Annotated in this window: 30 protein-coding genes; 11 read left to right on the top strand and 19 right to left on the bottom strand. The window is 63.0% G+C overall.

The window, feature by feature from the left end; genetic code table 11:
• The first annotated feature begins 71 nt into the window (after window positions 1-71).
• Window positions 72-965: an acetylglutamate kinase gene (gene argB, locus NKK52_RS25840; RefSeq protein WP_013528489.1), complete on the top strand. Its 894-nt coding sequence runs from the start codon at window positions 72-74 to the stop codon at window positions 963-965.
• A gap of 42 nt (window positions 966-1,007) precedes the next feature.
• Here argB and NKK52_RS25835 read toward each other — a convergent pair whose 3' ends face one another.
• The 3 genes from NKK52_RS25835 to NKK52_RS25825 form a co-directional block, all read right to left on the bottom strand.
• Window positions 1,008-1,406, bottom strand: coding sequence for a RidA family protein (locus tag NKK52_RS25835; RefSeq protein WP_023681351.1), 399 nt, complete (start codon window positions 1,404-1,406; stop codon window positions 1,008-1,010).
• Between the two features lie 112 nt (window positions 1,407-1,518).
• Window positions 1,519-3,066: a magnesium-protoporphyrin IX monomethyl ester anaerobic oxidative cyclase gene (gene bchE / locus NKK52_RS25830; protein ID WP_023681350.1), complete on the bottom strand. Its 1,548-nt coding sequence runs from the start codon at window positions 3,064-3,066 to the stop codon at window positions 1,519-1,521.
• A 111-nt stretch (window positions 3,067-3,177) separates the two neighbouring features.
• The gene (locus NKK52_RS25825) at window positions 3,178-3,654 is read right to left on the bottom strand and encodes an Lrp/AsnC family transcriptional regulator (RefSeq protein WP_023681349.1); all 477 of its coding nucleotides are present in this window, start codon (window positions 3,652-3,654) and stop codon (window positions 3,178-3,180) included.
• A gap of 139 nt (window positions 3,655-3,793) precedes the next feature.
• Here NKK52_RS25825 and phhA point away from each other — a divergent pair, with 139 nt between their 5' ends.
• Complete coding sequence (phhA, locus tag NKK52_RS25820) at window positions 3,794-4,630, top strand: phenylalanine 4-monooxygenase (protein WP_023681348.1); 837 nt, start codon at window positions 3,794-3,796, stop codon at window positions 4,628-4,630.
• Window positions 4,631-4,825: 195 nt separating this feature from the next.
• On the opposite strand, the gene NKK52_RS25815 is transcribed toward phhA, so the two are convergent.
• From NKK52_RS25815 to NKK52_RS25805, 3 genes are all read right to left on the bottom strand, one after another.
• Window positions 4,826-6,265, bottom strand: a complete 1,440-nt coding sequence (locus NKK52_RS25815) for a GMC oxidoreductase (protein ID WP_023681347.1) — start codon at window positions 6,263-6,265, stop codon at window positions 4,826-4,828.
• Window positions 6,262-6,432 carry a hypothetical protein gene (locus tag NKK52_RS25810; protein WP_023681346.1) on the bottom strand — a complete coding sequence of 57 codons (171 nt, stop codon included), beginning with the start codon at window positions 6,430-6,432 and terminating at the stop codon, window positions 6,262-6,264. The genes NKK52_RS25815 and NKK52_RS25810 overlap by 4 nt, the downstream gene beginning before the upstream one ends.
• 177 nt (window positions 6,433-6,609) lie before the next feature.
• On the bottom strand, window positions 6,610-7,371 hold the full coding sequence (locus tag NKK52_RS25805; RefSeq protein WP_023681345.1) for a GGDEF domain-containing protein: 762 nt from the start codon (window positions 7,369-7,371) through the stop codon (window positions 6,610-6,612).
• A 175-nt stretch (window positions 7,372-7,546) separates the two neighbouring features.
• On the opposite strand from NKK52_RS25805, the gene NKK52_RS25800 reads away from it, so the two are divergent.
• Window positions 7,547-8,266, top strand: coding sequence for a pyrimidine 5'-nucleotidase (locus NKK52_RS25800; RefSeq protein ID WP_023681344.1), 720 nt, complete (start codon window positions 7,547-7,549; stop codon window positions 8,264-8,266).
• A gap of 98 nt (window positions 8,267-8,364) precedes the next feature.
• Here the strand turns inward: NKK52_RS25800 and NKK52_RS25795 are convergent, their stop codons facing one another.
• Complete coding sequence (locus NKK52_RS25795; protein WP_023681343.1) at window positions 8,365-9,210, bottom strand: LOG family protein; 846 nt, start codon at window positions 9,208-9,210, stop codon at window positions 8,365-8,367.
• Between the two features lie 148 nt (window positions 9,211-9,358).
• Here NKK52_RS25795 and dapD point away from each other — a divergent pair, with 148 nt between their 5' ends.
• The 3 genes from dapD to NKK52_RS25780 are packed head-to-tail and all read left to right on the top strand — an operon-like array spanning window position 9,359 to window position 11,406.
• Complete coding sequence (gene dapD, locus NKK52_RS25790; RefSeq protein ID WP_023673222.1) at window positions 9,359-10,213, top strand: 2,3,4,5-tetrahydropyridine-2,6-dicarboxylate N-succinyltransferase; 855 nt, start codon at window positions 9,359-9,361, stop codon at window positions 10,211-10,213.
• Entirely contained in the window at window positions 10,210-10,614 is a 405-nt protein-coding gene (locus NKK52_RS25785; RefSeq protein WP_084633802.1) for a DUF805 domain-containing protein, read from the top strand. Before dapD ends, NKK52_RS25785 begins: the two co-directional genes overlap by 4 nt.
• Window positions 10,615-10,635: 21 nt before the next feature.
• A complete protein-coding gene (locus NKK52_RS25780) occupies window positions 10,636-11,406 on the top strand; it encodes a hypothetical protein (RefSeq protein WP_023673220.1) in 771 nt (256 codons plus the stop codon).
• Window positions 11,407-11,470: 64 nt separating this feature from the next.
• On the opposite strand, the gene NKK52_RS25775 is transcribed toward NKK52_RS25780, so the two are convergent.
• Entirely contained in the window at window positions 11,471-12,484 is a 1,014-nt protein-coding gene (locus NKK52_RS25775; RefSeq protein WP_023681341.1) for a 2-dehydropantoate 2-reductase, read from the bottom strand.
• Window positions 12,485-12,599: 115 nt separating this feature from the next.
• Here NKK52_RS25775 and dapE point away from each other — a divergent pair, with 115 nt between their 5' ends.
• Window positions 12,600-13,790: a succinyl-diaminopimelate desuccinylase gene (gene dapE, locus NKK52_RS25770; RefSeq protein ID WP_023681340.1), complete on the top strand. Its 1,191-nt coding sequence runs from the start codon at window positions 12,600-12,602 to the stop codon at window positions 13,788-13,790.
• Window positions 13,791-13,792: 2 nt separating this feature from the next.
• A complete protein-coding gene (locus NKK52_RS25765; RefSeq protein WP_023681339.1) occupies window positions 13,793-14,398 on the top strand; it encodes a hypothetical protein in 606 nt (201 codons plus the stop codon).
• On the opposite strand, the gene truA is transcribed toward NKK52_RS25765, so the two are convergent.
• The 6 genes from truA to def form a co-directional block, all read right to left on the bottom strand.
• Window positions 14,395-15,150: a tRNA pseudouridine(38-40) synthase TruA gene (gene truA, locus NKK52_RS25760; RefSeq protein ID WP_023681338.1), complete on the bottom strand. Its 756-nt coding sequence runs from the start codon at window positions 15,148-15,150 to the stop codon at window positions 14,395-14,397. The two genes, NKK52_RS25765 and truA, sit on opposite strands and share 4 nt — an antisense overlap.
• Window positions 15,151-15,161: 11 nt before the next feature.
• Complete coding sequence (locus NKK52_RS25755) at window positions 15,162-15,668, bottom strand: GNAT family N-acetyltransferase (protein ID WP_023681337.1); 507 nt, start codon at window positions 15,666-15,668, stop codon at window positions 15,162-15,164.
• A complete protein-coding gene (gene fmt, locus NKK52_RS25750; protein WP_023681336.1) occupies window positions 15,665-16,615 on the bottom strand; it encodes a methionyl-tRNA formyltransferase in 951 nt (316 codons plus the stop codon). The genes NKK52_RS25755 and fmt overlap by 4 nt, the downstream gene beginning before the upstream one ends.
• A 38-nt stretch (window positions 16,616-16,653) precedes the next feature.
• Window positions 16,654-17,079, bottom strand: coding sequence for a type II toxin-antitoxin system VapC family toxin (locus NKK52_RS25745; protein WP_023681335.1), 426 nt, complete (start codon window positions 17,077-17,079; stop codon window positions 16,654-16,656).
• Window positions 17,076-17,363 (bottom strand): hypothetical protein, encoded by a 288-nt coding sequence (locus tag NKK52_RS25740; protein ID WP_023681334.1) that lies wholly within the window; start codon window positions 17,361-17,363, stop codon window positions 17,076-17,078. The genes NKK52_RS25745 and NKK52_RS25740 overlap by 4 nt, the downstream gene beginning before the upstream one ends.
• Window positions 17,364-17,462: 99 nt before the next feature.
• A complete protein-coding gene (gene def / locus NKK52_RS25735; protein WP_023681333.1) occupies window positions 17,463-17,993 on the bottom strand; it encodes a peptide deformylase in 531 nt (176 codons plus the stop codon).
• 103 nt (window positions 17,994-18,096) lie between these two features.
• Between def and NKK52_RS25730 the strand changes: the two genes are divergently transcribed.
• On the top strand, window positions 18,097-19,350 hold the full coding sequence (locus tag NKK52_RS25730) for a DNA recombination protein RmuC (protein ID WP_023681332.1): 1,254 nt from the start codon (window positions 18,097-18,099) through the stop codon (window positions 19,348-19,350).
• 99 nt (window positions 19,351-19,449) lie between these two features.
• On the opposite strand, the gene NKK52_RS25725 is transcribed toward NKK52_RS25730, so the two are convergent.
• The 4 genes from NKK52_RS25725 to NKK52_RS25710 all read right to left on the bottom strand — a co-directional run bounded on the left by NKK52_RS25725 (window position 19,450) and on the right by NKK52_RS25710 (window position 22,692).
• Window positions 19,450-20,256, bottom strand: coding sequence for a class I SAM-dependent methyltransferase (locus NKK52_RS25725; RefSeq protein WP_023681331.1), 807 nt, complete (start codon window positions 20,254-20,256; stop codon window positions 19,450-19,452).
• 80 nt (window positions 20,257-20,336) lie between these two features.
• Window positions 20,337-20,741 carry a GFA family protein gene (locus tag NKK52_RS25720; RefSeq protein WP_023681330.1) on the bottom strand — a complete coding sequence of 135 codons (405 nt, stop codon included), beginning with the start codon at window positions 20,739-20,741 and terminating at the stop codon, window positions 20,337-20,339.
• 77 nt (window positions 20,742-20,818) lie between these two features.
• Window positions 20,819-21,772, bottom strand: a complete 954-nt coding sequence (locus tag NKK52_RS25715; RefSeq protein WP_023681329.1) for a cation diffusion facilitator family transporter — start codon at window positions 21,770-21,772, stop codon at window positions 20,819-20,821.
• 110 nt (window positions 21,773-21,882) lie between these two features.
• Complete coding sequence (locus NKK52_RS25710) at window positions 21,883-22,692, bottom strand: transglutaminase-like domain-containing protein (protein WP_023681328.1); 810 nt, start codon at window positions 22,690-22,692, stop codon at window positions 21,883-21,885.
• Window positions 22,693-22,905: 213 nt separating this feature from the next.
• Between NKK52_RS25710 and NKK52_RS25705 the strand changes: the two genes are divergently transcribed.
• Both NKK52_RS25705 and sugE read left to right on the top strand, forming a co-directional pair.
• Window positions 22,906-23,031, top strand: coding sequence for a hypothetical protein (locus NKK52_RS25705; RefSeq protein WP_023681327.1), 126 nt, complete (start codon window positions 22,906-22,908; stop codon window positions 23,029-23,031).
• 212 nt (window positions 23,032-23,243) lie between these two features.
• A complete protein-coding gene (gene sugE, locus NKK52_RS25700; RefSeq protein WP_023681326.1) occupies window positions 23,244-23,558 on the top strand; it encodes a quaternary ammonium compound efflux SMR transporter SugE in 315 nt (104 codons plus the stop codon).
• Between the two features lie 85 nt (window positions 23,559-23,643).
• On the opposite strand, the gene NKK52_RS25695 is transcribed toward sugE, so the two are convergent.
• A complete protein-coding gene (locus tag NKK52_RS25695) occupies window positions 23,644-24,072 on the bottom strand; it encodes a DUF6481 family protein (protein WP_023673205.1) in 429 nt (142 codons plus the stop codon).
• Window positions 24,073-24,275: the final 203 nt, after the last annotated feature.

Here is a 24,275-nt window from a genome sequence, read left to right as displayed (position 1 = left end):
AGCTGTTTGCGGCCTAGGCCAATTCCCGCTAAGACGCCGCCGTCCTTACCCGCATCCAGGGAACCATGCCGATGACGGAGATCACCGCCACCGCCGAAATGCAGGCCGCCCTGCTCTCGCGGGCCCTGCCCTATATGCAGCGCTACGAGCACAAGACGGTGGTGGTGAAATATGGCGGTCATGCCATGGGCGATATCGAGCTCGGCAAGGCTTTCGCCCGTGACATCGCGCTGCTGAAGCAGTCCGGCGTCAACCCGATCGTCGTCCATGGCGGCGGGCCGCAGATCGGCGCCATGCTGGCCAAGATGGGCATCGAATCCAAGTTCGAAGGCGGGCTGCGCGTCACGGACCAGAAGACGGTCGAGATCGTCGAGATGGTGCTGGCCGGTTCGATCAACAAGGAGATCGTCGCGCTGATCAACGCCGAGGGCGAATGGGCGATCGGCCTGTGCGGCAAGGACGGCAACATGGTGTTCGCCGAAAAGGCGCGCAAGACCATGATCGACCCGGACTCCAACATCGAGCGTGTGCTCGATCTCGGTTTCGTCGGCGAGCCGGTCGAGGTCGACCGCACCCTGCTCGACCTGCTGGCACGCTCGGAAATGATCCCGGTGCTGGCGCCGGTGGCGCCCGGCCGCGACGGCCACACGTACAACATCAATGCCGACACCTTCGCCGGTGCCATCGCCGGCGCCTGCCAGGCGACGCGCCTTTTGTTCCTGACCGACGTGCCCGGCGTGCTCGACAAGAACAAGAAGCTGATCGACGAGCTGACGGTGGCCGAAGCCAAGGCGCTGATCAAGGACGGCACGGTGTCGGGCGGCATGATCCCCAAAGTCGAGACCTGCATCGAGGCGATCGAGCGCGGCGTCGAAGGCGTCGTCATCCTCAACGGCAAGACGCCGCATGCGGTGCTTCTGGAACTGTTCACCGAACACGGCGCCGGCACGCTGATCGTGCCCTGATCGGCAACTGGCTTGGCGGCCAGTTGGTCGGCTGGCCAGCCCTTAGGCAGGCTGGGGCAGGCGCGCGATGACCTTTATCTCGAAGTCGAAGCCGGCTAACCAGTTGACGCCGACCGCCGTCCAATTGGTGTAGGGCGGTTCACCGAACACCTTCAGCCGAACGGCATCGATCACGGGCCATTGCGCTGCCGGATCGGTGTGGAAGGTGGTCACGTCGACTACATCGTCGAACGTGGCGCCCGCTGCTTTCAGCACTGCCGCGAGATTGTCGAAGGCAAGCTGGACCTGCTTTTCGAAGACAGGTTCGGGCGACCCGTCCTCGCGGCTGCCGACCTGGCCCGAGACGAATAAAAGATCGCCCGATCGGATTGCAGCAGAATAGCGATTGATCTCGTAGAGAGCCTGCCTGCCGGCAGGAAAGATCGCGTCACGTTTGGTCATTTTCACTCCATTGTCCGGGGCACTCACATACGTCCCGTATGCATGAGGTGGGTACATACGCTGCGTATGTCAATACGCATACGGTACGTATCTGTGAATGGCAGCGAGCCTGTCAGGCGCCGGCCGAGATCGCGACAGCCGCTTCGGCCGGCTTGCGCGACGGGCGCATGACGACCATGGATTCCTCATCGGCATCCTGCGGAGCGCCCCAGAACTCAGCCAGCGTCGGACCATCCTTGAGGCGGCGGTCGCGGGCCAGAAAACCCCAGACCTCGCGGAACCACACGCGGCGGCCCATTTGCGTGTACCAGCGCATCGAATGGCGCTGTTCGGGATCGGGGTGGAAGAGAATGCGCGCCAGCGCCTTCGGCCGCGACTGCACCGCGACCTCGATCAGCTTGACCGAGAAGAACAGCATCCACGGTTTCAGCCGCGTCATCTGCAGCACCTGGTGCTTGTAGTCCCACAGCCGGGCATCCGTCTGGATCACCTTGCGGTCCTTGGCGATGCGGAAGAACGGCGTCCAGCGGTGCGGCGTGACATAGAGCGCCTGGATCTGGTCGGGGTCATAGGCAAGCAGCTGGCGAAAGCCGCGCCACAGATCGCGAAAGGTCTCATCCTCGAACCCAGCCACCCAGGTCGCCATGGACAGTATGCCATGCTGGCGGAGCAGCCGGATCGCCTCGCGGTCGGATGAGGTGCTGCCGCCCTTGCGGATCAGTTGAAGCGTCTGCTCGTCGGTGTTTTCCATGCCGAGCAGCCAGCGGATGACGCCGGCCTTGCGATAGAGGTGCAGGATGTCGGCATCGCGCACGATGTCGTCGGCCCGGGTCGAGCCGACGATCAGCACCGGCACGTTCTCGGCGATCAGCGCATCGAGAAAGGCGCGCCAAACCTTCTTCGATACGGTCGGGTTTTCGTCGGCGAGGTTGATCAGTTCGACGCCGTGCTGGCGGTGCAGCCAGGCAATCTCCTGCGCAAATTTCTTGGGGTCGCGGTGCCGCCAGCGGGTCCAGAAACCGCGCTGGCCGCAATAGTTGCACAGATGCGGGCAGCCCCGCGAAAACTGCATGACCACGGCGCGCTTGCCGCCCCAATAGCTGTAGCGGCGGTGATCGATCAGCTCCCAGCCGACGCGGTACTCGTCCAGATTGGCAGTGGTCCCGGCCGGCCGCGTCGCGAAGGGGCGGCCGAGATCGTCGCGATAGGCGATACCCGCGACATCGGCCAGTGGCCGGCGATTGTCCAGTGCCACGACCAGGGCAAGGATGGTTGCCTCGCCCTCGCCGCGCACGATGAAGTCGAAGACATCGCTCGCCGCCAGTATGTCGCGCCAGTGATAGGTCGGGAACACGCCGCCATAGATCACAAGCGTCGCCGGCTCGAGCGCCTTGACCATGCGGGCGATCGCGAGCGCGGTGGGATGCGCCGAGGTCGAGCCGGAATGGCCGATCAGGATGCAATCGGGCTGGCCGCTGAGCGCATCGCGCACCAGCGTTTCCAACGGCATCGGCCCGAATTCGGCATCGACCAGCCGGACTTTATGGCCGGCGTCGATAAGCGGGCCGCCCAGCGCCAGCAGGCCGAGCGGTGGCAGATGGTCATCGGGCACGCGGCTGCCGATGGCGGTGTGCGGCGGATTGATCAGCACGATGTTCATGACGGACCTTTGAGCGACGGTCCGCATGGCGTAGCCGGCGTTTCAGTTTCGCATTTGGGCTCCGTTCAGCAGTTTGCGTGCAGCTTTTCCGCAGAAATGGCGATGCGTGTCCTACCGCCTGAGGTGGGCGAGCGGCACGTGGCCCGGGCCCTTGATGTTCTGCAGCACCAGCTGGGTGTGAACGTCGCGCACGCCGGCAAGGCGCATCAGGCGGTGCATGACGAAGGCGTTGAGTTCGTCGACCGACGGCACCATGACGTGCAGCAGGAAATCGTGGTCGCCGGTCATCGTCCAGCATGACGACACTTCGTCCATGCGTTGCACGGCGGCGATGAAGGTTTCGGGCGAACCGTTGCTGTGGCTGGTGAGGCGCACCTGGATGAACACCTCGACCATCAGGCCGACGGCGCGGCGGTTGAGCACGGCGGCAAAGCCCTTGATGATGCCGGCCTCCTGCAGCGCCTCGAAGCGGCGGGCGCAAGGCGTCGTCGACAGGCCGATCTCCTGCGCCAGTTCGGACACGGGCTTGCGTCCATCGCGCTGAAGAACATCCAGCATCTTGATCTCGAAATCGTCGAACTGAGGCATTTTCACTCTCTTTCAGCTTCTGCTTGGTGATTTTTACCTCAAATCATGGACCCAAGCCATCATCAAAGCTGAATTGCCTCGCCGGCCGCCGCTAGACTCTGCGGACATATTCAAGTGTCACGATCAGGGGAGAAGAACCATGACGACGATGAGCGTTGCCGAATATGCCCGTGATTGCGCGGCGCAAGGCCTGCGTGGCGACTATTCGGTGTGCCGTTCCGACTTCACCGTGGCGCAGGGCTACAACTACATCGCCGACGAACAAGCGGTGTGGCGCACGCTGTGCGACCGGCAGACCAAGCTGACGCAGAAGCTGGCGCACCATTCCTATCTCGATGGGATCGCCGCGCTCGGCCTGCTCGACGAGATCCCGGATTTCGGCGCGGTCTCAGACAAGCTGCGCAAGCTGACCGGCTGGGAAATCGTCGCCGTGCCTGGCCTCATCCCGGCCGCGCCCTTCTTCGACCATCTCGCCAACCGGCGCTTTCCGGTAACCAACTGGCTGCGCACCAAGGACGAGCTCGACTACATCGTCGAACCCGACATGTTCCACGACTTCTTCGGCCATGTGCCCATCCTGACGCAGCCGGTGTTTGCCGACTTCATGCAGATGTATGGCGAAAAGGCCGAGAGCGTGATTGCGCTGGGCGGTGACGAGATGATCACCCGGCTGTACTGGTACACCGCCGAATACGGGCTGATACAGGAGGAGGGCCAGAAGCTGAAAGCTTTCGGCGCCGGGCTGATGTCGTCGTTCACCGAATTGCAGTTCGCCGTCGCGAGCCCGGACGCGCACCACGTGCCCTTCGACCTCGAAACGGTGATGCGCACCGGCTACGAGATCGACAAGTTCCAGCGCGCCTATTTCGTGCTGCCGTCTTTCGACGTGTTGCGCGATGCGTTCCGGACCGCCGATTTCAAGGCGATCGTCGCCCGCCGCAAGGGGCAGCCAGCACTGGATCCAGCGACGGTTTAGCAAATCCTGAAGGGTTTGTGCGGCACCTACCCCCACCCTTAATCCCTCCCCAAAGGGGAGGGAGATCTCGTTGGCGCTAATTTCCGAGGGTTTCGACACCAAGGCATGGGTAGCGCCGGCAGCAATCCTGTCGCGCCGTTCGCTTTTTTGACAATCAGACGGTGATGACTTCGTCACACCGGGGGGATTACTTCGTCACACCGTGATTACTTTGGTCAGATGGTCGCCTAGCCGGCAGGCAAGTGCGGTGATCGTCGTCGTCGGGTTGCATTCGCCCGACGTGCAGAATACCGAGGAACCGCCGACATAGAGATTGTCCATGCCGTGCACCTTGCAGTTGGCGTCGACCACGCTCTTGGTGACATCGGTGCCCATGCGCGTGCCGCCCATATGATGGTGGCCGGCCAGTTCCTCATCCGTCGGGTAGTCCTCGCCATTGGTCAGCCAGTCCATGATGCGGACGCGGCCGAGGTCCTTCTCGATCAGCGTCGTTCCGAACAGCTTGAGCCCCTCGAGGATGGTGCGGCGCTCCAACGGCGACTTCTTCCAGTGCAGCTCGATGCGCGGCACGCCGGCACGGTCGACATCGGTCTTCGACAATTCGATATGGTTCGAGGCCAGCGGCGCCTGTTCCCAGGCGACGTAGAGCTGGGCGGCGCAGCGCAGGTTCTGGCTGAGCTGGTAGGCGACCCATTCGGCGGCCTCGGGCGCGGTGCAGGCAAGGTCGGCAATCAGGCTCTTGACGCCGGCATAGGGCGTCTCGATCAGGCGTATGCCGAAATTCATGATCTGCAGCCGCTCCATGGCGGCGAGCATCGGCGAGAAGAACGCCTCGTTGACGGCATCGACCTCGAACTCGCTGTAATCGGCCAGGATGGCATTGCCGCCCTCGAAGGTCGGGTGCTCCATCCAGTAGCGGCCAAGTGCCGTGGCGTTCGGCACCACGCCGCCATTCGAGCGCTGGTTCGACCATAGAAGCAGCCGCGAATTCTCCAGCCCGCCGGCGCAGACGATGAAATAATCGGCGCTGAAAGCGCCGGCATCCTTGCCGTTCGACCACAGCCTGGCGCCGGTCACTCGTTTGCCGTCCCCGGCAAGTTCGGTGGCATAGGTGTTGAGCACGAGCGCTATGTTTTTGCTCTTGTCGAGCTCGTCGGAGAATTTCTCGCCAAAGCGCACGGCCGGGCTCTTGATCAGCTGCACCCAGCGTATGTCGTCTGAAATCGGCACATCGGGCTTGAAGTCGGGAAGCTCGAGTATGTCGTGCACCTCGGGCAGATAGGGCTCGATGTCGGTCCGGGCGATTGGCCAGCCGGTGTCCGGCGCCCATGCCTTGGGCTCAAAGTCCTGCTTGTCGAGCACGCGGCACCAGCCGGCCCAGTGGTTCGACGACCCGCCCATGAAGCGCAGCCGGGTGATGTCGAGATCGAAATATTGATCGCCGACCGTGGAGCCGCGGTAGAAATCCTGCGACTCGTCGCTGAATTCGCGTGCGCCGGCCTCCAGCACCACGACCGGAATGCCGGCGGCGCCGAGCTTTCTGGCAATGGTGGTGCCGGCCGGCCCGGAGCCGAGAATGCAGACCTTGGGCTTGAAATCCGAGGCTCGAAACGCCTCATAGCTGTCGAAGATCATGCCAGGTCGCTCCGCTTCAGGATCCAGCCATTGACCACGACGATCTCGTCGGGATCGGCCGGAGGGCGGTCGCTGTCAGGCTGCTTGCGAAAAAGCTGTAGCGCCGGCATCGCAATCAGCGCCTGCACGATGGTGCGGCGCGATATTTTCCTGATGAAGAAACTCATGACACGTCTCTGGATGGGGGCTTCGATCCACGCATGGCGTTCCCTGAACGGCACAGGTACCGGCCAGACATGCCATTCCCGTGCCAAGCCTTGCCTGTAAACGAGTTACAACCCGGTAAACGGCGCAGTTGCGTGGAAACAATGTTGGCGAACCGTTAACAGCCCCACCACCAACACCTAGGCAGCTTCGGAAATGTCCCGGTCGAGGATCGACAAATTGCGGCCGCGGTGCTTGGCCTCGTAGAGCCGGCGGTCGGCGGCGCGCATCAGGTCCGAGACATCGGCATCTTGCGCACAGGTGATGCCGCCGATCGAGACGGTCAGCGGCACCGTGCGCTCGTCGACCGGACGAAAGCGGACCAGCTCGACTTCACGGCGGATGCGCTCGGCCACGCGCCGGGCTTCGGCTTCCGTAGCGCCGACCAGGAAGGCGCCGAACTCCTCACCGCCAATGCGGCCGAGCACGTCGCCGCTGCGGACGCCGCGCTCGATGGCGCTGGCGATCAACACCAGTGCGTCATCGCCGGTCAGATGGCCGAAACTGTCGTTGATCGCCTTGAAATGGTCGGCGTCGATGATCAGCAGCGCGCCGCGATCGGATTTGCGCCGCGAGCCGTCCAACGCGGCAAAGAAGCTCTCGCGGTTGAGCATGCCGGTCATGTCGTCGCGGCTCGCCTTCGCCGACAGGCGCCGATGCGCGGCGGCGAGCTGGGCATGCGCGCGGGCGAGATCGCGATGCGCGTTTTTCAGTCGGTCGCTCTGCCAGAAGGTGCTGGCGCAGGCGATCCAGGCGAGCGCCAGCGGGCACACCGTCGATGTCAGCCAGACAGTGCGGTCGACCGGAAAACCCATGGCGGGAACGATGATCAGCGTCAGCAAAAGCGAGATGGCTACCGAGCCGAATGCGACCGCGGCGGACTTTAAGACTATGCGACTCATCGCTGGCTCCCACTGAACCGTCTCTGTGCCAGCAAGCCCTGAAGGCCACCTTTCCGTGATGGCTAAAATTTGAATGGTGAGCCCATTTTTACAACTCTAGATGCACATAGGTTGTGGATAAGCTCTACATCAGAAAGGGGTTCGAACGGCAGATATTTCATGCCATAAGGACGCCATGACCACGCTGCCCGATCCCGCCCGCTTCGCCCATGTCACCGACTGGGTGTTCGACCTCGACAACACGCTTTATCCGCACCATTCGAATCTGTTTTCGCAGATCGACGTCAAGATGACGGCCTATGTCGGAGAACTGCTCACGCTGCCGCGCGAGGAAGCGCGCAAGCTGCAGAAGGAACTCTATCAGGAATATGGCACGACGCTGAACGGGCTGATGACGCGTCACGGCATCGACCCCGACGACTTTCTCGAAAAGGTGCATGATATCGACTATTCGTGGCTGGTGCCGGATCCGGTGCTGGGCACCGCTATCCGCCAGCTGCCCGGCCGCAAGTTCATCTTCACCAATGGCGACCGCAGGCACGCCGAGCGCACCGCGCGCCAGCTCGGCATACTCGACCATTTCGACGACATTTTCGATATCGTCGCCGCCGGGCTGACGCCGAAGCCGTCGCGGCAGACCTATGAGAAGTTTGCCGAACTGCACGCCGTCACCGGACACAATGCGGTGATGTTCGAGGATCTCGCCCGCAACCTCGAGGTGCCGAAATCACTGGGCATGACCACGGTGCTGGTGGTGCCGCGCAATTTCGAGCCGACCTTTGCCGAGATCTGGGAGCGCGATCCGGCCAATGAGGACGACGTCGATTTCGTCACCGACGATCTCGCGACGTTTCTGACGGGGATAGTGGAGGGGGTAGAGGAATTGAGGAGCTGAAGAATTGAAGAACTGGTGAAAGGGAGACCGATCCGGACCTCCTTTTCCTCAATTCTTCAGTTCTTCAATTCTTCAGTTCAATTCCCATTTCGCCGACCCTATTCTCCTAACTTGTAGAACCGGCTGATAATCCCCCACGCCTCATCCGCGGTGTCGACAAAGTCGATGATATCCTGGTCGCCGGGCGTGATGGTGCCTTGTTCGGCCAGGAAATCGAGGTCGATCGCGCGCTGCCAGAACGCCTTGCCGAACAGGATCACCGGCACGCGTTCCATGCGGCCGGTCTGGATCAGCGTCAGCGTCTCGAAGAACTCGTCCATGGTGCCGAAGCCGCCCGGAAACACCGCGACGGCCTTGGCGCGCATCACGAAATGCATCTTGCGGATGGCGAAATAGTGGAAGTTGAAGCACAGCTCCGGGGTCACATAGGCGTTCGGCGCCTGCTCGTGCGGCAGGACGATGTTGAGGCCGATCGACGGCGCGCCGACATCGTCGGCGCCGCGATTTCCCGCCTCCATCACGCCTGGGCCGCCACCGGTGACGACGACGAATTCGCGGTAGTAGGACGTGGCCGATTGCTGTGAGCAGAGGCGGGCGAATTTGCGCGCCTCCTCGTAGTATTTGCTGTTTTCCTCGAGGTTTTTCTTCTGCGTCTCGTTCTTGGCGGCCCAGGCCTCGCCGCCGGGCTCGGGAATACGCGCGCCGCCGAACAGGATGACCGTCGAGCGGATGCCGCGCTCGGCAAGGATCATTTCGGGTTTCAAGAGCTCAAGCTGCAAGCGCACAGCGCGCAACTCCCGGCGCGTCATGAAGTCGGGATCGTTCCAGGCCAGCCGGTAGGTTTCGGCGCGAGTCTGCGGCGTGTCGGGAACGCTTTTCGAGCGCTCCAGATCCTCGTCCGAATGCGGCAGCGGCGTCCATCCCGCCTTTTCCATAGGAGTCATATGCTTTCTACCCGTCCCAACAGTTCACTTGCGCCGTTCCATGGCGCACGCGCGATTGACCCCCAATACGCCTTAACATAGGGTCCGCGCGACTTTCAAAACAAGGTTAAGGCCGTCGGCCTTAACAGCGTGGTAACGGAGCGAATTCATGTCGAAGCCTGATCTGGCCAGCCTCGAAAAGACCATCGAGAAGGCCTTCGAGGAGCGCGACACGATTTCGACCGCGACCCGCGGCGAAACGCGCGACGCCATCCAGTCCTCACTTGACCTGCTCGACCGTGGCACCGTGCGCGTCGCCGAGCGCCAGGCCGATGGCAAATGGCATGTCAACCAATGGCTGAAGAAGGCGGTGCTGCTCTCCTTCCGGCTCTATCCGATGGAGATCATCAAGGGCGGCCCCGGCCAGGCAGTCTGGTGGGACAAGGTGGCGTCGAAGTTCGACGGCTGGAGCGCGGTCGATTTCGAGAAGGCAGGCTTCCGCGCCGTGCCGTCTTCGATCGTGCGCCGCTCGGCCTATGTCGCGCCGGGCGCGGTGCTGATGCCGTCCTTCGTCAATGTCGGCGCCTATGTCGATAGCGGCACCATGGTCGACACCTGGGCCTCGGTCGGCTCCTGCGCCCAGATCGGCAAGAATGTGCACCTCTCGGGCGGCGTCGGCATCGGCGGGGTGCTGGAGCCGATGCAGGCCGGCCCGACCATCATCGAGGACAATTGCTTCATCGGCGCGCGCTCCGAAGTGGTCGAGGGCTGCATCGTGCGCGAAGGCTCGGTGCTCGGAATGGGTGTGTTCATCGGCCAGTCGACCAAGATCGTCGACCGCGCCACCGGCGAAGTGTTTTATGGCGAGGTGCCGCCTAATTCGGTCGTCGTCGCCGGCTCGATGCCGGGCAAGGCCTTTCCGAACAACGAGCCGGGCCCTGGCCTCTACTGCGCCGTCATCGTCAAGCGCGTCGATGCCAAGACCCGGTCGAAAACCTCGATCAACGAACTGCTGCGTGATTGATCCTGTCCGAGCAACCAGAGCGCTCCAGATTGCCCAACACACCACCACTTCCCTGGCTTTTCTTCAGCCTCTCAGGGCGCGTCAGCCCAAGTGCCTACGTGCTCGCCGGGCTGCTGCTGGTGCTTGCACAGTTTTTCCCGCTCTACCAGTTGTCGAGACTGGAACCCGGCACCGCAACCAGCCAGAACTGGGCACTTGTGTTCTGGGTCGTTTTGCTGATCTCGACATGGTCGAGCTTTGCGGTAACCGCAAAGCGGTTTCATGATTTCGGCAAGCCGACTTATTACGCGTTGGTCTCTCTTATCATCGGCCCCATTCTTCTCATCGTTCTAGCGTGTTTCCGCGGTGACCCCGGTCCGAACCGCTACGGCAAACGCAGCAACGCGCCGGCTGAACCATGAGCGCCGACCGGATATCTCGCCATGCGCTACCGCACGCTTGATCCGAAACTGATCATCGACACCGCCGAGCGGCTGGAAGAGCGCGTCGCCGAGCGTTTTCCCGATGCCGGCCTGCGCGGCGTCGCCGCCGAACTGGTGTCGCTGTCGCGCGACCTGGCCAAGGCGGCGCAGGCGCTGGAAGCGCCGATCTGGTGGCTGCGCGGCGCCATCGTCGCCGCTGTTGCCGCCGGCGCGCTGATCTTCCTGTTCGTCGGCACCATCCTGCCGCTCATCCATATCTCGCAGGCCGACGATGCGGTGCAGTCGGTGCAAGGCATCGAAGCCACGATCAACATGATGATCCTTGCCGTGCTCGGCCTGCTGGCGCTGATCCGCACCGAGGAGCGCATCAAGCGCAAGCGGGTGTTTCGCCAGCTGCATGGGTTGAGATCGCTGATCCATGTCATCGACATGCACCAGCTGACCAAGGATCCGGCAGCATTGTCCGCCAATTTCAGGCCGACCGCGCATTCGCCGGCTCGCATCACCAATGCCGCCGACCTGGCGCGCTACCTCGACTATTGCTCGGAAATGCTGTCGATCACCGGCAAGATCGCGGCGCTGTTTGCGCAGTCCGTCAATGACGATGTGGTCATCGACGGCGTCAACGACGTCGAGAACCTAGCGTCCAACCTGTCGCGCAAGATCTGGCAGAAGATCACGCTGATCGAGAACCACCCGGCGGCGCAGCCCGTGCCGGCGCCAGGCCCGGCGAGCAAAGCGCCGGCTCCGAGGCGCGCACCAAAGCTGTGACGCGGGGCCCACGCGCCTGTTTTCGGGCTATGCGGGCCAAGGCCCGAGGCTCGCGGCAAGTAGACTATCCAGTGACGGCTTCCGGCGTCAGCCCGGGTGAGCCGCGCTTTTCCCGCTCGGCCTGCCGCACCAGCACGGTGACCCGCTTCAGCAGAGGCGCCGGCGTGCCGGCCTTTTCGGCGAGGTTCAGGACGGCCCCCTGCAGGTCACCGATCTCGGTCGGCCGACCACGCTGGAGGTCGTCCCACATCGACGAGCGCGCCTGCGGGTCGATGGCGAGCATGCGGCGGGCGACCAGCCGGAACAGCCAGTCCGGCAGCCGGAGCAGTTTCGGCAGCAGGACGGGATGCAAGCCGCCGATTCGTGCCGGCGCGATATGTAACGCCTTCATCGCCGTCAGGGCCTCGTCGATCTGACCGGCCAGGATTCGCCGCCAGCGGCGGTCGGCAAGTTCGCTCGCCAGCGGCAGGCCGGACAAGGCGACAAGCGCGTTGTTGAGGTTGATCAGCAGCTTGCCCCACTGAACGGCTTTCATGTCGGGATGGGTTTCCACGCCAAGCCCTTCGACATCGAGAAGGCCGGCAAGGCCGGTCACGCCATCTTCGATCATGACCTTGCCGTCGCTGGCGCGATGCACGTGAAGCGGCAAATTGCCTATGGCCGACTGGACGACATTGAACGGCACCATGCCGGCGAGCACAGTCCGTCCACCGAGCCCGGCGCGTAACCGGTCGGCATTGCCGACGCCGTTCTGCAGGCTGACCACCACGACATCGCCGCGCGCATGTCCGGCAACAAGCGACGCCATCTCCTCGGTAGCGCCGTTCTTGACCGTCACCAGCACCACGTCGGCACTGGCGAGGGCAGCGGCGGGATCGGTGGTGACGGACCCCGGCCGGATGGATCGGTCGCGACCATCGAGATCGGTGATGCGCAGGCCACCGTCCAGCAAGGCTGTCGCGATGCCTGGCCGCGCCAAAAACACCACCTTGCGTCCGGCCAGCGCCAGGCAACCGCCGACATAGCAGCCGATGCTGCCGGCGCCGGCAATGACGATGGTCTTTTCGGCGTTGGCCATGCGATTATCTCGTGTTGGCCTGCACTATACGACAGGAAAACCATAATGTCGGCGGCAGGATCGGTCATCATCTCTGGCCGTGACAGGCCTTTCGCTTTCGACTATCGCTTTGCCCATGAAACTGCCGACCGATCCCGCCGCCAACCTCGCGACCCTCATACGCTGCGCCTCCGTAACGCCCGCCGAGGGCGGCGCGCTGGCTGCCCTGGAAGGCATGCTGAAGCCGCTCGGCTTTTCCGTCGAACGCCCTGTGTTTTCCGAACACGGCACCCCCGACATCGAGAACCTCTACGCGCGTCGCTCCGGCAACGGGCCGCATCTGATGTTTGCCGGCCATACCGACGTGGTGCCGGCGGGCGACGAGGCGTCGTGGACGCATCCGCCCTTCGCCGCCGAGATCGCCAGGGGCGAGATGTATGGCCGCGGCGCCGTCGACATGAAGGGCGGCATCGCCTGTTTCATCGCCGCCGTGGCGCGCCATGTCGAGAAAAAGGGTGGTCCGAAAGGCTCGGTCTCGCTGCTGATTACCGGCGACGAGGAGGGGCCGGCGATCAACGGGACGACAAAACTGCTCGACTGGGCGGCGGCCAAGGGCGAGAGATGGGACGCCGCGATCGTTGGCGAGCCGACCAATCCGGACACGCTCGGCGACATGATCAAGATCGGCCGGCGTGGCTCGATGTCGGGCAGTGTCACGGTCAACGGCCGCCAGGGCCATGTCGCCTATCCATTGCTCGCCGACAATCCGGTGCGCGGCCTGATCAGCCTGGTCGACGCCTTGCTGTCGCCCGTCTTCGACAAGGGCACGAAGGATTTTCAGCCGACCAATCTGGAAGTGACCTCGATCGATGTCGGCAACCCGGCGACCAATGTTATTCCGGCCAAGGCGACAGCCACCTTCAACATCCGCTTCAACGACACATGGACTGCCGAGACGGTGCAGGCCGAGATCCATAACCGCCTCGACCAGGCGGCGAAGCGCAAGAAATACCGGACCGGCAAGACGCCGGTCGACTACGAGCTGATCTGGCGCGACCGGCCGAGCCATGTCTTCCTGACGCGCGACGACAAGCTGATCGAGACGCTGCGCGGCTCGATCAAGGCGACGGTCGGCAAGGAGCCGGCGCTGTCCACCTCGGGCGGAACCTCGGATGCGCGTTTCATCAAGGACTATTGCCCGGTGGTCGAGTTCGGCCTGGTCGGCAAGACCATGCACATGGTCGACGAGCGCGTCGCACTGGCCGACCTCGAGACGCTGACCCAAATCTACCAGCGCTTCATCGATGACTGGTTCGAGCAGGGCTGATCATGCTTTCGGTTGACGAGACCTCTTCATCGCTTAACGGCGCCTGGCGGCTGATGCTCGGAAAGGCCGACGGCTTGCGGCTGCTCGACCTTTCGGCGGACGGCTTCTGGAATTCCTTCTTCGCCATCGTCGTCGCCGCGCCGGCGATGATCGTCGGCTGGGTCGGCACGGCCAACGAGATCGGCGATCCCAATGCGTTCGCCGGTCGGCTGGGCATGTTGGTTCGCCTGGCGACCGTCGACCTCGGCTCGTGGCTGCTGCCCCTGGTTGTGCTTGCCCTGGTCGCATCGCGCGCCGGCATCGGCGACCGCTTCGTCCACTATGTCGTCGCGAGCAACTGGGCGTCGGCGATCACCGCCTGGATGCTGCTGCCTTCAGCGTTGATCAGGCTTTTCCTGCCGTCCGGCAACCCGGTTGCCGAATTGGTGTGGCTGGTTCTGGTGGTGCTGTCGCTGGTACTCACCTGGCGGATGACCAACGCCGCGATCGGCAAGGGCGCGGCTGTCGGCAGCGCCGTGTTCGCAGGCATGTTGGTGGTGTCTCTGGCCGTCTTGTTCGGCCTAGTGGCGCTGCTCGGCATCACGGTGCCGACCGCCGCTCCGGCCTAGAACTTTTCCGGATAGTCTACACCGACGAGAAAAAGCCCGTCGGGCGGCGCCACCTGGCCGCAGGCGGCGCGGTCTTGCGCCGCGAGCGCTGCCTTGAGGTCGGCGGCGGTCCAGCCGCCGTCGCCGACGCGTTTCAGCGAACCGACCATGGAGCGCACCTGGTTGTGCAGGAAAGAGCGCGCCGAGGCCCTGACTTCGATCAGGTCGCCCTGGCGGCTTACATCGAGCCGCTCCAGCGTCCGCACCGGACTGTTGGCCTGGCATTGCGTCGAGCGGAAGGTGGTAAAGTCATGTCGGCCGAGCAGGACTTTCGCCGCTTCGTGCATGGCGTCCGCATCGAGCCGCTTCGGCACCCACCAGACCTTGCCCTTTTCCATCGCTGCAGGCGCGCGCCGGTTGAGGATGCGGTAGAGATAGTGCCGTCCGGTGGCCGAGAAACGGGCGTCGAACTCATTGGGGACAACCGTCGCCTGCAGGATGGCGATGCGCGCGCCTGCCGCCTGCAGGTGCGCGTTGACGGCGTCGCGCACCTTGTCGTTTGGCCATGCCTTGGCGAGGTCGACATGCGCCACCTGGGCGGTCGCATGCACCCCGGCGTCGGTGCGGCCGGCGGCGCGTATCCGCACCGCCTCACCGCAGAATTTCTCGATCGCCTGCTCTATCGCCTGCTGCACCGAAGGCTGATCCGCCTGGTGTTGCCAGCCGGCGAAGAGGCTGCCGTCATATTCGATATCGAGACGAAAACGCGGCATACACCCTTCGTTCAGGCGGCGAGTGCGGTAAAGGCCTGGGCGTAGACCAGTTTGCCTTTTTCGGGTGCGTCACCCCAGGCCAGCGCCTGCAGCGCTTCGCCCTGATATTCGCTCTCGAACTTTTCGGCGCGCGCATGATTGTAGCCGAAGCGGCCGTAATAGGCCGGATCGCCCAACACAACGGCGAGCGTCTCGCCGGCATCCCTGAGGCGGATATGCGCCTCGCGGATCAGCGCACCGCCAATGCCCGAGCCGTGGAACGAAGGTTCCACCGCCAACGGCGCCAGCGCCACGGCTGCAAACTGCTTGCCGCCGTTCCTAACGAACAGCCTGGAAAACAGGATGTGGCCGACCACCTGGCCGTCTTCTTCCGCCACCAGTTCGACAACGGCGTCGCCGCCGGTGACCAGAGCGTCGACCAGCCCGGCCTCCGCCTGCTGGCCGAATGCGTGTTCCTCGACCAGGCGTATGGCCTCGCGGTCCCGCGGCGTCGCGCCGCGTATCGACATCATGCTCATGAGAACTTCATTCCTTTTTCGATCTTGGCCCCGCGCAGAAACTCCTTCGCGGCAGCAGGCTTTCCGCCCGCCCGTTGAACTTCGACCAGCCTGACCGCGCCCGACCCGCAGGCGACCGTCAGCCGGTCATCGAGAATTCCTCCCGACTCGCCCATGCTTTCAGAAAGCGTGCCTTCCAAAAGCGTCGAGCGAAGCAGTTTCAGCCGTTCCGTGCGGCCGCCGATGTCGGCCTCGCACCAGGCGCCGGGGAATGGCGACAGCCCGCGAATGTGATTGTGGACCTCCGCAGCCGGGCGCGTCCAGTCCACACGTGTCTCCGACTTATCGATTTTCCTGGCGTAGGTCACCCCGTCAGCCGCCTGCAAAGTCGATGCCAGGGTATTTGTCTCCAATCGGGACAGCGCTTCCACCATCAGCGTGGCAGCAATATTCATCAAGCGGTCGTGCAGATCGCCGGCCGTCATGTCGGGCTCTATGGCGCATTTTTCAACCAGTGCCACCGGACCGGTGTCCAGGCCCTCTTCCATGCGCATCACCATCATGCCGGTTTCGACGTCGCCGGCCATAATGGCTCGCTGGATGGGAGCTGCACCACGCCAACGCGGCAAAAGCGAGGCGTGGCCATTGAGGCAGCCGAGGCGCGGAGCCTCCAGAATAGCCTTCGGCAACAGCAAACCATACGCGACGACGACTGCGACATCGGCACGCAACGCATGGAAAGCAGCTTGCTCGCCCTCGCCCTTCAGCGACAGCGGCGTGCGCACTTCGATGCCCAGCCGCTCAGCCTCGCGCTGCACCGGCGACGGTGTCAGCTCCAGCCCGCGGCGGCCCGCGGCGCGCGGCGGCTGGGTGTAGACGGCTGCTATCTCGTGCCCGGCCTCGGCAATCGCGCGCAGCACCGGCACCGAAAACTCCGGCGTGCCCATGAAGATGACGCGAAGCGGCATTTTTCGTCCAGTATCCTGTTCTGCGCGCGGCAGTCCGCTCAAGCGTCTGCTTCAAACGGGTTTACGATCTTGAGGTCAAGCTCTTCGAAGTCCTTAATGTTGCGCGTCGCCAGCATAGCGTCGTGCGACAGGCAGATCGCAGCGATCATGGCATCGGAAAGGCTGATCGGCCGGCCGATAGTTTCTCGCGTTGCCCGGAGCTTGCCCGCCAGACGGGGGATGGGACCGGCAAATTCGACGACACGTCCCGAAAAATGCTTCGAAACCAGGTGGTCAAGTGCACGGACGTGGCGGTCCGAGCCGGTCTTGTTCAGAAACCTTTCGGCTCCAAAGGACTGCTCCATGACAACAGGACCGCAGAGATAGAGGTCGAGCAGGTCCTGTCTGCGAAACCACTTAGCGACGTTTGGATCGGGCGCGGGCCGGCTCGCTTCCGAGACGACATTGGTATCGAGGATTATCACTCGAAATTCTCAATGGTGCGGCCAAAGTCGCGTTTCCGTTCCGCTTCGATCTCATCCATCATCTGCGCAAATTCCTCGCTGATTGCATTTTCCGAGGCGAAGGCAGCGCGAATCGCATCCCAAGCCGTGAGTCCAGGCTCGGCCTTGCCTTCTTTTTCCGCAACCATGCCTTTTCGCAATAAATCGATCGCCTTGATCGAGAGGCTTTGGCCGCCCTTGCGTGCCGCATGCTCGATTTCACGCTTCAACGGCTCGGGAATATCTCTGATCAACATATCGCCCATCGGAGTCTCCAGTCTGATATCAATGATATCACGCAAGGAAGCGTCTCTCAATAGGGGCGGGTCGAGACGGGATTTTGTGCGAGTCGCCGAAAGCAGGGCCTATCCCACCAGCTTGCCCGGCGCCTTGTCCTTGGCGAGCTTCTTGAACTTCTTGACCACCATGTCGCGCTTCAGCTTCGAGATGTGGTCGATGAACAGCACACCGTTGAGATGGTCGATCTCGTGCTGCAGGCAGGTCGCCATCAGGCCTTCGGCCTTGATCTCCTGCAGCTTGCCGTCGCGGTCGAGATATTTCACGCGCACCGAGGCGGGACGCTCGACCTCGGCGTAATAGTCCGGGATCGACAGGCAGCCTTCCTCGTAGACCGAGCGAGCGTCGGCGCTTTCGAGGATTTCGGGATTGATGAAGACATGCGGCGCCGGCGGCTCGTCTTCCTTGGCGAGGTCGATGACCAGCATGCGCAGCGGCTCGCCGATCTGGATTGCGGCCAAGCCGATGCCCGGCGCATCATACATCGTCGCCAGCATGTCGTCGGCCAGTTTGCGCAAAGGCGCGTCGACGCGTTCGACCGGTTTGGAAACCTGGCGCAGGATAGGATCGGGAAGGATGATGAGCGGCTTGATCGACATGGCGCCTCACCTAAAACGTCGCAGGAGAAGCGTCAACCGGTGCGAATCGGTCTCGTTCACGTTTTGATCTGTGCCAGGTCTGCGAATCGGCTATGCTGGCGGGATGAACGACCTGAGCACCATCCTTTCCGAACCCGTTGCCCGGCTTGGCGCCACGACGATCACGCTCGGCCATGCACTGGCCCTCGGCGCGCTGGTGTTTCTCGGCCTGTTCCTGGCGCTTGTCGTGGCGCTGTGGCGATCGGCCAAGGCGCGCACCATCGCCGCGGCGGAAGCCGCCGACCACGCCCGCGACGCCGAGGCGCGGATGGCCGGCATTTTGCAAAGCCAGGCCGAGATGCAGGGCCGCATGGGCGCCATCGCCGACGTGTTCGGCGCAAGGCAGGCCGAACTCAACCAGTCGATCGGCCAGCGCCTCGACGCCATGACCGGCCGGCTCGGTCAAACCATGACCGAACAGACAAAATCGACGCATGAGAGCCTCGCCAAACTGCAGGAACGGCTGGCGGTCATCGACACCGCGCAAGGCAACATCCAGTCGCTGGCCGGCCAGGTCGTGCAATTGCAGGCGATCCTGTCCAACAAGCAGACGCGCGGCGCCTTCGGCCAGTCGCGCATGGAGGCGATCGTCGCCGACGGCCTTCCGATGGGCGCCTACGAGTTCCAGGCAACGCTGTCAAACGGCAGCCGTCCCGACTGCCTGGTCAGGATGCCGAACGGTGCGCCGCAGCTTGCCATCGACGCCAAGTTTCCGCTGGAAGCCTGGAACGCCATCCGCGCCGCCGATGGCGCCGAACAACAGAAGATCGCGGCCCAGGCTTTCCGCCGCGACATCGAAATTCACGTCCGCGATATCTCGGAAAAATACCTGATCCAGGGCGAGACGCAGGACACGGCCTTCATGTTCGTGCCGTCCGAATCGGTGTTCGCCGAAATGCACGAGAATTTCGACGCCGTGGTCCAGAAGGCGCACCGGGCGCGTGTCATCATCGTCTCGCCGTCGCTTTTGATGCTGTCGATCCAGGTCATCCAGGCCATCCTCAAGGACGCCCGCATGCGCGAACAGGCGCATCTGATCCAGGGCGAGGTGATCCGGCTGATGGAGGACGTCGCGCGCGTCGACGAACGCGTGCGCCGGTTGCAGACGCATTTTGGCCAGTCGGCCAAGGATATCGACGAGATACTGGTGTCGACGTCGAAGGTGACCAAGCGCGGCCAAAAGATCGAAGCGCTGGAGTTTGGCGAAAGCGAAGCCGAAGTGCGCGGTGGCGGACCCGCCAAGGCCGAAGCAGGGGTGCGGGTGGCGGATTCCAAGACGGGGCAGCTCAGGCTACGTGTCGTCGAAGGCGACGATTAAAGCGCGTCGCGCTGAAACGGATTCATACGACGCGCCTTAAGTCTTTGTTTTGATGCATGTCGTTGCCCCAGAACCGCGGCACACTTCTGGCGCCATGCATTAGACCGTAGCCACGATCACGTGTGCCTGGATCTTGGCCGCAACCTCGCCGCTGCCGTGTCTGGCTGCAATCACGGACGCGGCGTGATCGGTTGCGGCTTCCAATTTTCCTCGGGCCTCGATTTCATTGCGAAGCGGAGTTCCCTGGCAATAGGCAACCGCCGGAAGGCGCGGCGAGGAGGCACGGCTTTGTTCGGCCCTCGTGTCGATCACCACACGGGAGAAACCTGCGGCTTCCAACTCGCCGCGGATCAATGCAATGTCATTGTAGCCGTGCGGCGTGCGGGCGAGAAAGCGGGGCGGATCGTTCGGAAAAATCTCCGCAAGAGCATTCGTCACATCATTGGCGAATACATTCTCTTCAATGCGATCCCACACGTTGAACAGGAAATGGCCGCCGGTCTTCAGGACCCGCTTTGCTTCGCGATAGCCAGCGGCTCGGTCGGGAAAGAACATCGCGCCGAACTGACAGCAAACGAGATCGAAAGCCGCATCTTCGAACGGGAGCGCCAGAGCATCCGCCTGACGCCATTGTATGCGACTGTCGGGAGCTTGTCGCGAGGCCGCGTAGTCGAGCATAGGCTGGTTGAGGTCGGTCACGACATAGCTTGCGCCAGGGGACAGTTTTGGCGCGAATGCGCGGGTAACAACGCCGGTGCCGGCGGCGACTTCCAGGACGGCGCCGGGCGACAAGGACGCTGCCCGTCGTGCCAAATCCGCGGCGAACGGCTCGAAGATCAACGGCACCATGTAGCGGTCGTAGTTTTCCGGAATCGAGCCGGCAAACACCTTGTCCGTTTCCGACATTGCTATCCCCCGCCATCCGTTTGATGGCGAGCCTAGCACATATTGTCTGGTTTGGGCCGCGTTTAACCGGGAGGCAGGTGCTACTGCGCCTCTACGATGCTTACGCCCTCGAATTCCGGAAGCCAGTGCAGGGCCGATCGGTGCCATTTCTGTTGGGTCGGAACGAGATCCTCGCGTTGCCGCGCGGTCCCCGCCCTGATCCCATAGACCTTCGGCCCGTCGCCAACCGACGTTGCGTAAAGATGCGAACCGCATTCGCCGCAGAACGCCTGGGCACGCTTGGCGCCGCTCGATCCCGTCTTGATATAAACCTTCGGTGTGCCCTTTGTGATCCTATAATGATCCTCAGGCGCGGGAACAGTGACACGAAAGGCGGTACCGGTCAGTTGCTGGCAGTCGGTGCAATGACAGATAGAGGTCTTTTCCGGGTCGACGTCTGCTTCATAAGTTATGGCGCCGCAATGGCACCCACCATCGATTTTCATGGTTGATTCTCCGAAATCCGTCGGGTGATCTTAGCGGGACCAGGCGATGGGGCCAACGGTGCACTGCTGGTCCAGAACTAGTCCGACGCCGCCTCGACCTGCTTGCGCCGGTGCTCCCACGTTCCGGTCGTCTGCGGCTTGACGAACAGTCTGGTGATCTCCGGCATTTCTTTTTTCAAGAGCGCCTCGATTCGCTCGACACAGGCTTCGATCTCAGGCGCCGCCAGATGGTCCTCGAATTCGATGCTCAGCCCAGCGACGATCTGTTGCGGGCCGAGATGGACGGTGAGAACGCCGTTGGCCCGCTGCACTGCCGGATCCTGCTGGGCGCTGGCCAGCACCTTGGCCTGCACTTCCGGCGAGGCGGGCTCACCGATGAGCAATCCCTTGCTTTCGCGCGCCAGAAAGATGGCGGTGGCGCCGAGGATCATCGCGATGCCGATCGAGGCGACGCCGTCGAGTTCGGGCATGTCGAGGAGTTCGGCCGCCAATATGCCGGCGAAGGCGACGAACAGACCGAGCAGGGCGGCGCTGTCCTCGAACAGGATCGTGTAGACGCTCGGATCCTTGCTCGATTGCACGGCCTGCAGCCAGCCTTGCTTGCCCTTCTGCTGGCGGAACTCCTTCAGCGCCACGTACCAGGAGCTGCCCTCGAACAGCATCGAGAGGCCAAGCACGATGTAGTTGATTTTGGGATTGGCGACCGGCTCAGGCGCCATGATGTGGACGACGCCTTCATAGAAGGACACGCCGGCGCCGAGCGCAAAGACGAGCAGGGCGACAATGAAGCTCCAGAAATAGAGCTCGCGGCCATGGCCGAGCGGATGGGTGCGGTCCGGCGGACGGGCGGCGCGGTGCATGCCGTAAAGCAGCAGCCCGCCATTGCCGGTATCCACCAGCGAGTGCACGCCTTCCGACAGCATCGCCGAGCTGCCGGTGAAGAAGGCGGCGACGAATTTGGTCACAGCAATAGCGAGATTACCGGCGAGCGCCGCGTAGATGACCGTCTTCGACCCGCCATGTGCTGCCATGCTGTCCCTCCAAGGAACCTGATGTAACGCCCCTGAGCTCCACAGGCATCACAACGCACGAATCGCCCGGTCGTTCAGGGTCTTGTAGGCCAGCTTGCGGAAAGACGCCCCTATTCGATGATCTCGTCCGTCCACACCTTGAAACCAGCCAGCGTGCCCGGTCCGAAGATGTGGGTCAGCGGCACGTCGGCGGCGTCGCGACCCGACGCGATCAGGATGCGGCCGATGCGTGGCGAATTGTTCCGCGGATCGAAGACATGCCAGCGGCCACCGAGATAGACCTCCATCCAGGCTGCGAAATCCATGCTCGCCCAAGGTTTGGGCAGGCCGATGTCGCTGATGTAGCCGGTGCAGTAGCGGGTCGGGATATTGAGCGCACGGCAGAAGGTGACCGCAAGGTGGGCAAAGTCGCGGCAGACGCCGCTTTGCTCGCGATAGGCTTCCGCCGCGGTGCGGGTCGGCCGCGCATTGCCGTAGCTGAAGACGATGTGGTTGTGGACCAAGTCGCAGACCGCCTGGACGCGCGCAATGCCAAGCGGCGTATGCCCGAACAGCCGCCAGGCTTCGCTGGCCAGCAGATCGCTCTCGCAAAAGCGGCTCGGCAACAGGAACAGCAATGTGTCCGACGGCAGGTCGCGCACCTCATGCTGCCAGGCCATCAGGTCGCCCATCTCGAAGGTACCGGGGTCGCGGATTACCGAATCGGTGCCGAAGGTGAAGCGCCCGGGCGGGGCGACGAAACGGTTGCACCAATTGCCGAAACTGTCGCGGTAGCTCTGGATCGGCACCGGCGGGTTGGAGGTCAGGAAATCCGGGCGCTCGAGATCGGAGGCCCTGGAGTAGTGGACATTGAGCATCGCGATCAGCGGCGTTTCCTGCGGAAAATCGAAACTCATCTCGCTGCCGATGTGGATTCGCATTGTCGTCCTGACCGCACCGCCTGATCATCGCCGGGCGAAGGCATGGCCGATGCTGCAGTGCGAAGACAACCATGGCACGGACCGCAATGGTTTACGAGCAAATTAGAAACCGGTTGAAAGCGGCCCGCCGGCGCCGGCGACAGACGCCAGCCCTCTTGCAGTCCGGCGTTTCTCTTGTTTCACTTGGCCTCCCAGCAACTGGAGGAACGAATCATGGCTAAAGGTGCGATGAAGGCGGGCAAGGAAGCTCGGAAGCCGAAGAAAGACGCCAAGAAGCCCGCCGCAACTCCGGCGCTGAAGGCGCCGCCCGTCAAGGCGATGAGGCTCAAGGAAAAGTAATCCCGCCTTGGATCGTCAAGATCTTGGGACGGTTGAAACCCGGGCAAACCGTTTCGGCGCAGATTTGACACCGGCGGCATGAACGATGCTGCCGGTGTTTTGTTGATCGGACCGACGCAGCCGCTTATTTCGAGGCGGCGAGGACGACCTCGTGCCTTTCTCAAAAATCCGGCCGGGACGACCCGCCATCCTCGTGGAAGGAGTGCATCCCGATGTCGTGGATTTTTCTGTTCTTCGCCGGTCTGTTCGAAATCGGCTGGGCGATCGGCCTCAAATACACTGACGGCTTCTCGAAGCCGCTGCCGACGGTGCTCACTGTCGCCTCGATGATCATCAGCCTCGGGTTGCTCGGCCTGGCGCTCAAGACGCTGCCTGTCGGGACGGCCTATGCGGTGTGGACCGGCATCGGCACGGTCGGCACGGCGCTTCTTGGCATCTGGCTGCTGGGCGAGCCTGCGACGGCCATCCGGCTCGCCTGCATTGCGCTTATCGTCTGCGGCATTATGGGGCTGAAGCTCGCCGCCTGAGCAAAGCAACCAAGGAAATCGACGCACAAACACATTCAGGGCCGCTGGAAGGCGACCCTGATGTCCGATCGTTTCGATCGAAGCGTTAGCGGGCGGAGAAGCCCGGAGGCGTCCTGCCGGTACGCTGCTTGCGCGCCGCATAGCGTGCGTCGCGCTTGGCCTTGCGTTCGGCTTCGTCTGCCAGCAAACGGGCAATGCGCTCGTTTTCTTCGGCTTCCTTGATCTTCGCTTCAGCCTGCGCTGCCTCTTCGGCCGCAATACGCGCCGCTTCGGCTGCTGCCTCGCGCTCGGCCTTCTCGACCGCCTCGCGTGCCAGCTTTTCCTGCTTCAGCCTGGCCTTTTCGGCCTCGCGTATTTCGCGAGCCTCAAGAATCGCCTTGCGTTCGGCCTGTTTGGCCAGAACCGCAGGATCATCAGCCGCCGGCTTTGACTTGAAGCGCTCCAGAAGCGCCTTCTTTGCCTCGTTCGCGGCATTGCGCCGCTCGAAAATGTCTTTTTCCCTGTAGATAGCCAAGTCCACTTCCCTGAAGTCAATTCGCGACGCTTACATACGCGCGAAAACCGAGAGTTCAAGCGCCAAAACGGTATGCCAGCCATGAAAGTTTATGCTGTTGCAGCCGGGAGACGCGTTTTCCCTGAAACAAAGCCGGTCGAAACCGACATGCACTGTTCACTACCCGCCCCTCTGGCGGCCGGGGCGGCTCGCCGCTACCTCTA

It is taken from the genome of Mesorhizobium sp. C277A, from assembly GCF_040324395.1.
Taxonomy (GTDB): Bacteria; Pseudomonadota; Alphaproteobacteria; order Rhizobiales; family Rhizobiaceae; genus Mesorhizobium.
This window is presented reverse-complemented; position numbering and strand designations above follow the sequence as displayed.

Coding starts and splice junctions, on each gene's coding strand:
- NKK52_RS25715 (WP_023681329.1), bottom strand. CDS start 21,772: ATGGCAGCACATGGCGGGTCGAAGACGGTCATCTACGCGGCGCTCGCC.
- NKK52_RS25810 (WP_023681346.1), bottom strand. CDS start 6,432: ATGAGTTTCTTCATCAGGAAAATATCGCGCCGCACCATCGTGCAGGCG.
- def (WP_023681333.1), bottom strand. CDS start 17,993: ATGTCGATCAAGCCGCTCATCATCCTTCCCGATCCTATCCTGCGCCAG.
- NKK52_RS25780 (WP_023673220.1), top strand. CDS start 10,636: ATGCGCTACCGCACGCTTGATCCGAAACTGATCATCGACACCGCCGAG.
- NKK52_RS25705 (WP_023681327.1), top strand. CDS start 22,906: ATGGCTAAAGGTGCGATGAAGGCGGGCAAGGAAGCTCGGAAGCCGAAG.
- NKK52_RS25805 (WP_023681345.1), bottom strand. CDS start 7,371: ATGAGTCGCATAGTCTTAAAGTCCGCCGCGGTCGCATTCGGCTCGGTA.
- NKK52_RS25710 (WP_023681328.1), bottom strand. CDS start 22,692: ATGCGAATCCACATCGGCAGCGAGATGAGTTTCGATTTTCCGCAGGAA.
- truA (WP_023681338.1), bottom strand. CDS start 15,150: ATGCCGCGTTTTCGTCTCGATATCGAATATGACGGCAGCCTCTTCGCC.
- NKK52_RS25835 (WP_023681351.1), bottom strand. CDS start 1,406: ATGACCAAACGTGACGCGATCTTTCCTGCCGGCAGGCAGGCTCTCTAC.
- NKK52_RS25755 (WP_023681337.1), bottom strand. CDS start 15,668: ATGAGCATGATGTCGATACGCGGCGCGACGCCGCGGGACCGCGAGGCC.
- dapD (WP_023673222.1), top strand. CDS start 9,359: ATGTCGAAGCCTGATCTGGCCAGCCTCGAAAAGACCATCGAGAAGGCC.
- NKK52_RS25740 (WP_023681334.1), bottom strand. CDS start 17,363: ATGGGCGATATGTTGATCAGAGATATTCCCGAGCCGTTGAAGCGTGAA.
- NKK52_RS25775 (WP_023681341.1), bottom strand. CDS start 12,484: ATGGCCAACGCCGAAAAGACCATCGTCATTGCCGGCGCCGGCAGCATC.
- phhA (WP_023681348.1), top strand. CDS start 3,794: ATGACGACGATGAGCGTTGCCGAATATGCCCGTGATTGCGCGGCGCAA.
- NKK52_RS25765 (WP_023681339.1), top strand. CDS start 13,793: ATGCTTTCGGTTGACGAGACCTCTTCATCGCTTAACGGCGCCTGGCGG.
- NKK52_RS25825 (WP_023681349.1), bottom strand. CDS start 3,654: ATGCCTCAGTTCGACGATTTCGAGATCAAGATGCTGGATGTTCTTCAG.
- NKK52_RS25720 (WP_023681330.1), bottom strand. CDS start 20,741: ATGAAAATCGATGGTGGGTGCCATTGCGGCGCCATAACTTATGAAGCA.
- NKK52_RS25815 (WP_023681347.1), bottom strand. CDS start 6,265: ATGATCTTCGACAGCTATGAGGCGTTTCGAGCCTCGGATTTCAAGCCC.
- NKK52_RS25800 (WP_023681344.1), top strand. CDS start 7,547: ATGACCACGCTGCCCGATCCCGCCCGCTTCGCCCATGTCACCGACTGG.
- fmt (WP_023681336.1), bottom strand. CDS start 16,615: ATGCCGCTTCGCGTCATCTTCATGGGCACGCCGGAGTTTTCGGTGCCG.
- dapE (WP_023681340.1), top strand. CDS start 12,600: ATGAAACTGCCGACCGATCCCGCCGCCAACCTCGCGACCCTCATACGC.
- bchE (WP_023681350.1), bottom strand. CDS start 3,066: ATGAACATCGTGCTGATCAATCCGCCGCACACCGCCATCGGCAGCCGC.
- argB (WP_013528489.1), top strand. CDS start 72: ATGACGGAGATCACCGCCACCGCCGAAATGCAGGCCGCCCTGCTCTCG.
- sugE (WP_023681326.1), top strand. CDS start 23,244: ATGTCGTGGATTTTTCTGTTCTTCGCCGGTCTGTTCGAAATCGGCTGG.
- NKK52_RS25725 (WP_023681331.1), bottom strand. CDS start 20,256: ATGTCGGAAACGGACAAGGTGTTTGCCGGCTCGATTCCGGAAAACTAC.
- NKK52_RS25795 (WP_023681343.1), bottom strand. CDS start 9,210: ATGACTCCTATGGAAAAGGCGGGATGGACGCCGCTGCCGCATTCGGAC.
- NKK52_RS25730 (WP_023681332.1), top strand. CDS start 18,097: ATGAACGACCTGAGCACCATCCTTTCCGAACCCGTTGCCCGGCTTGGC.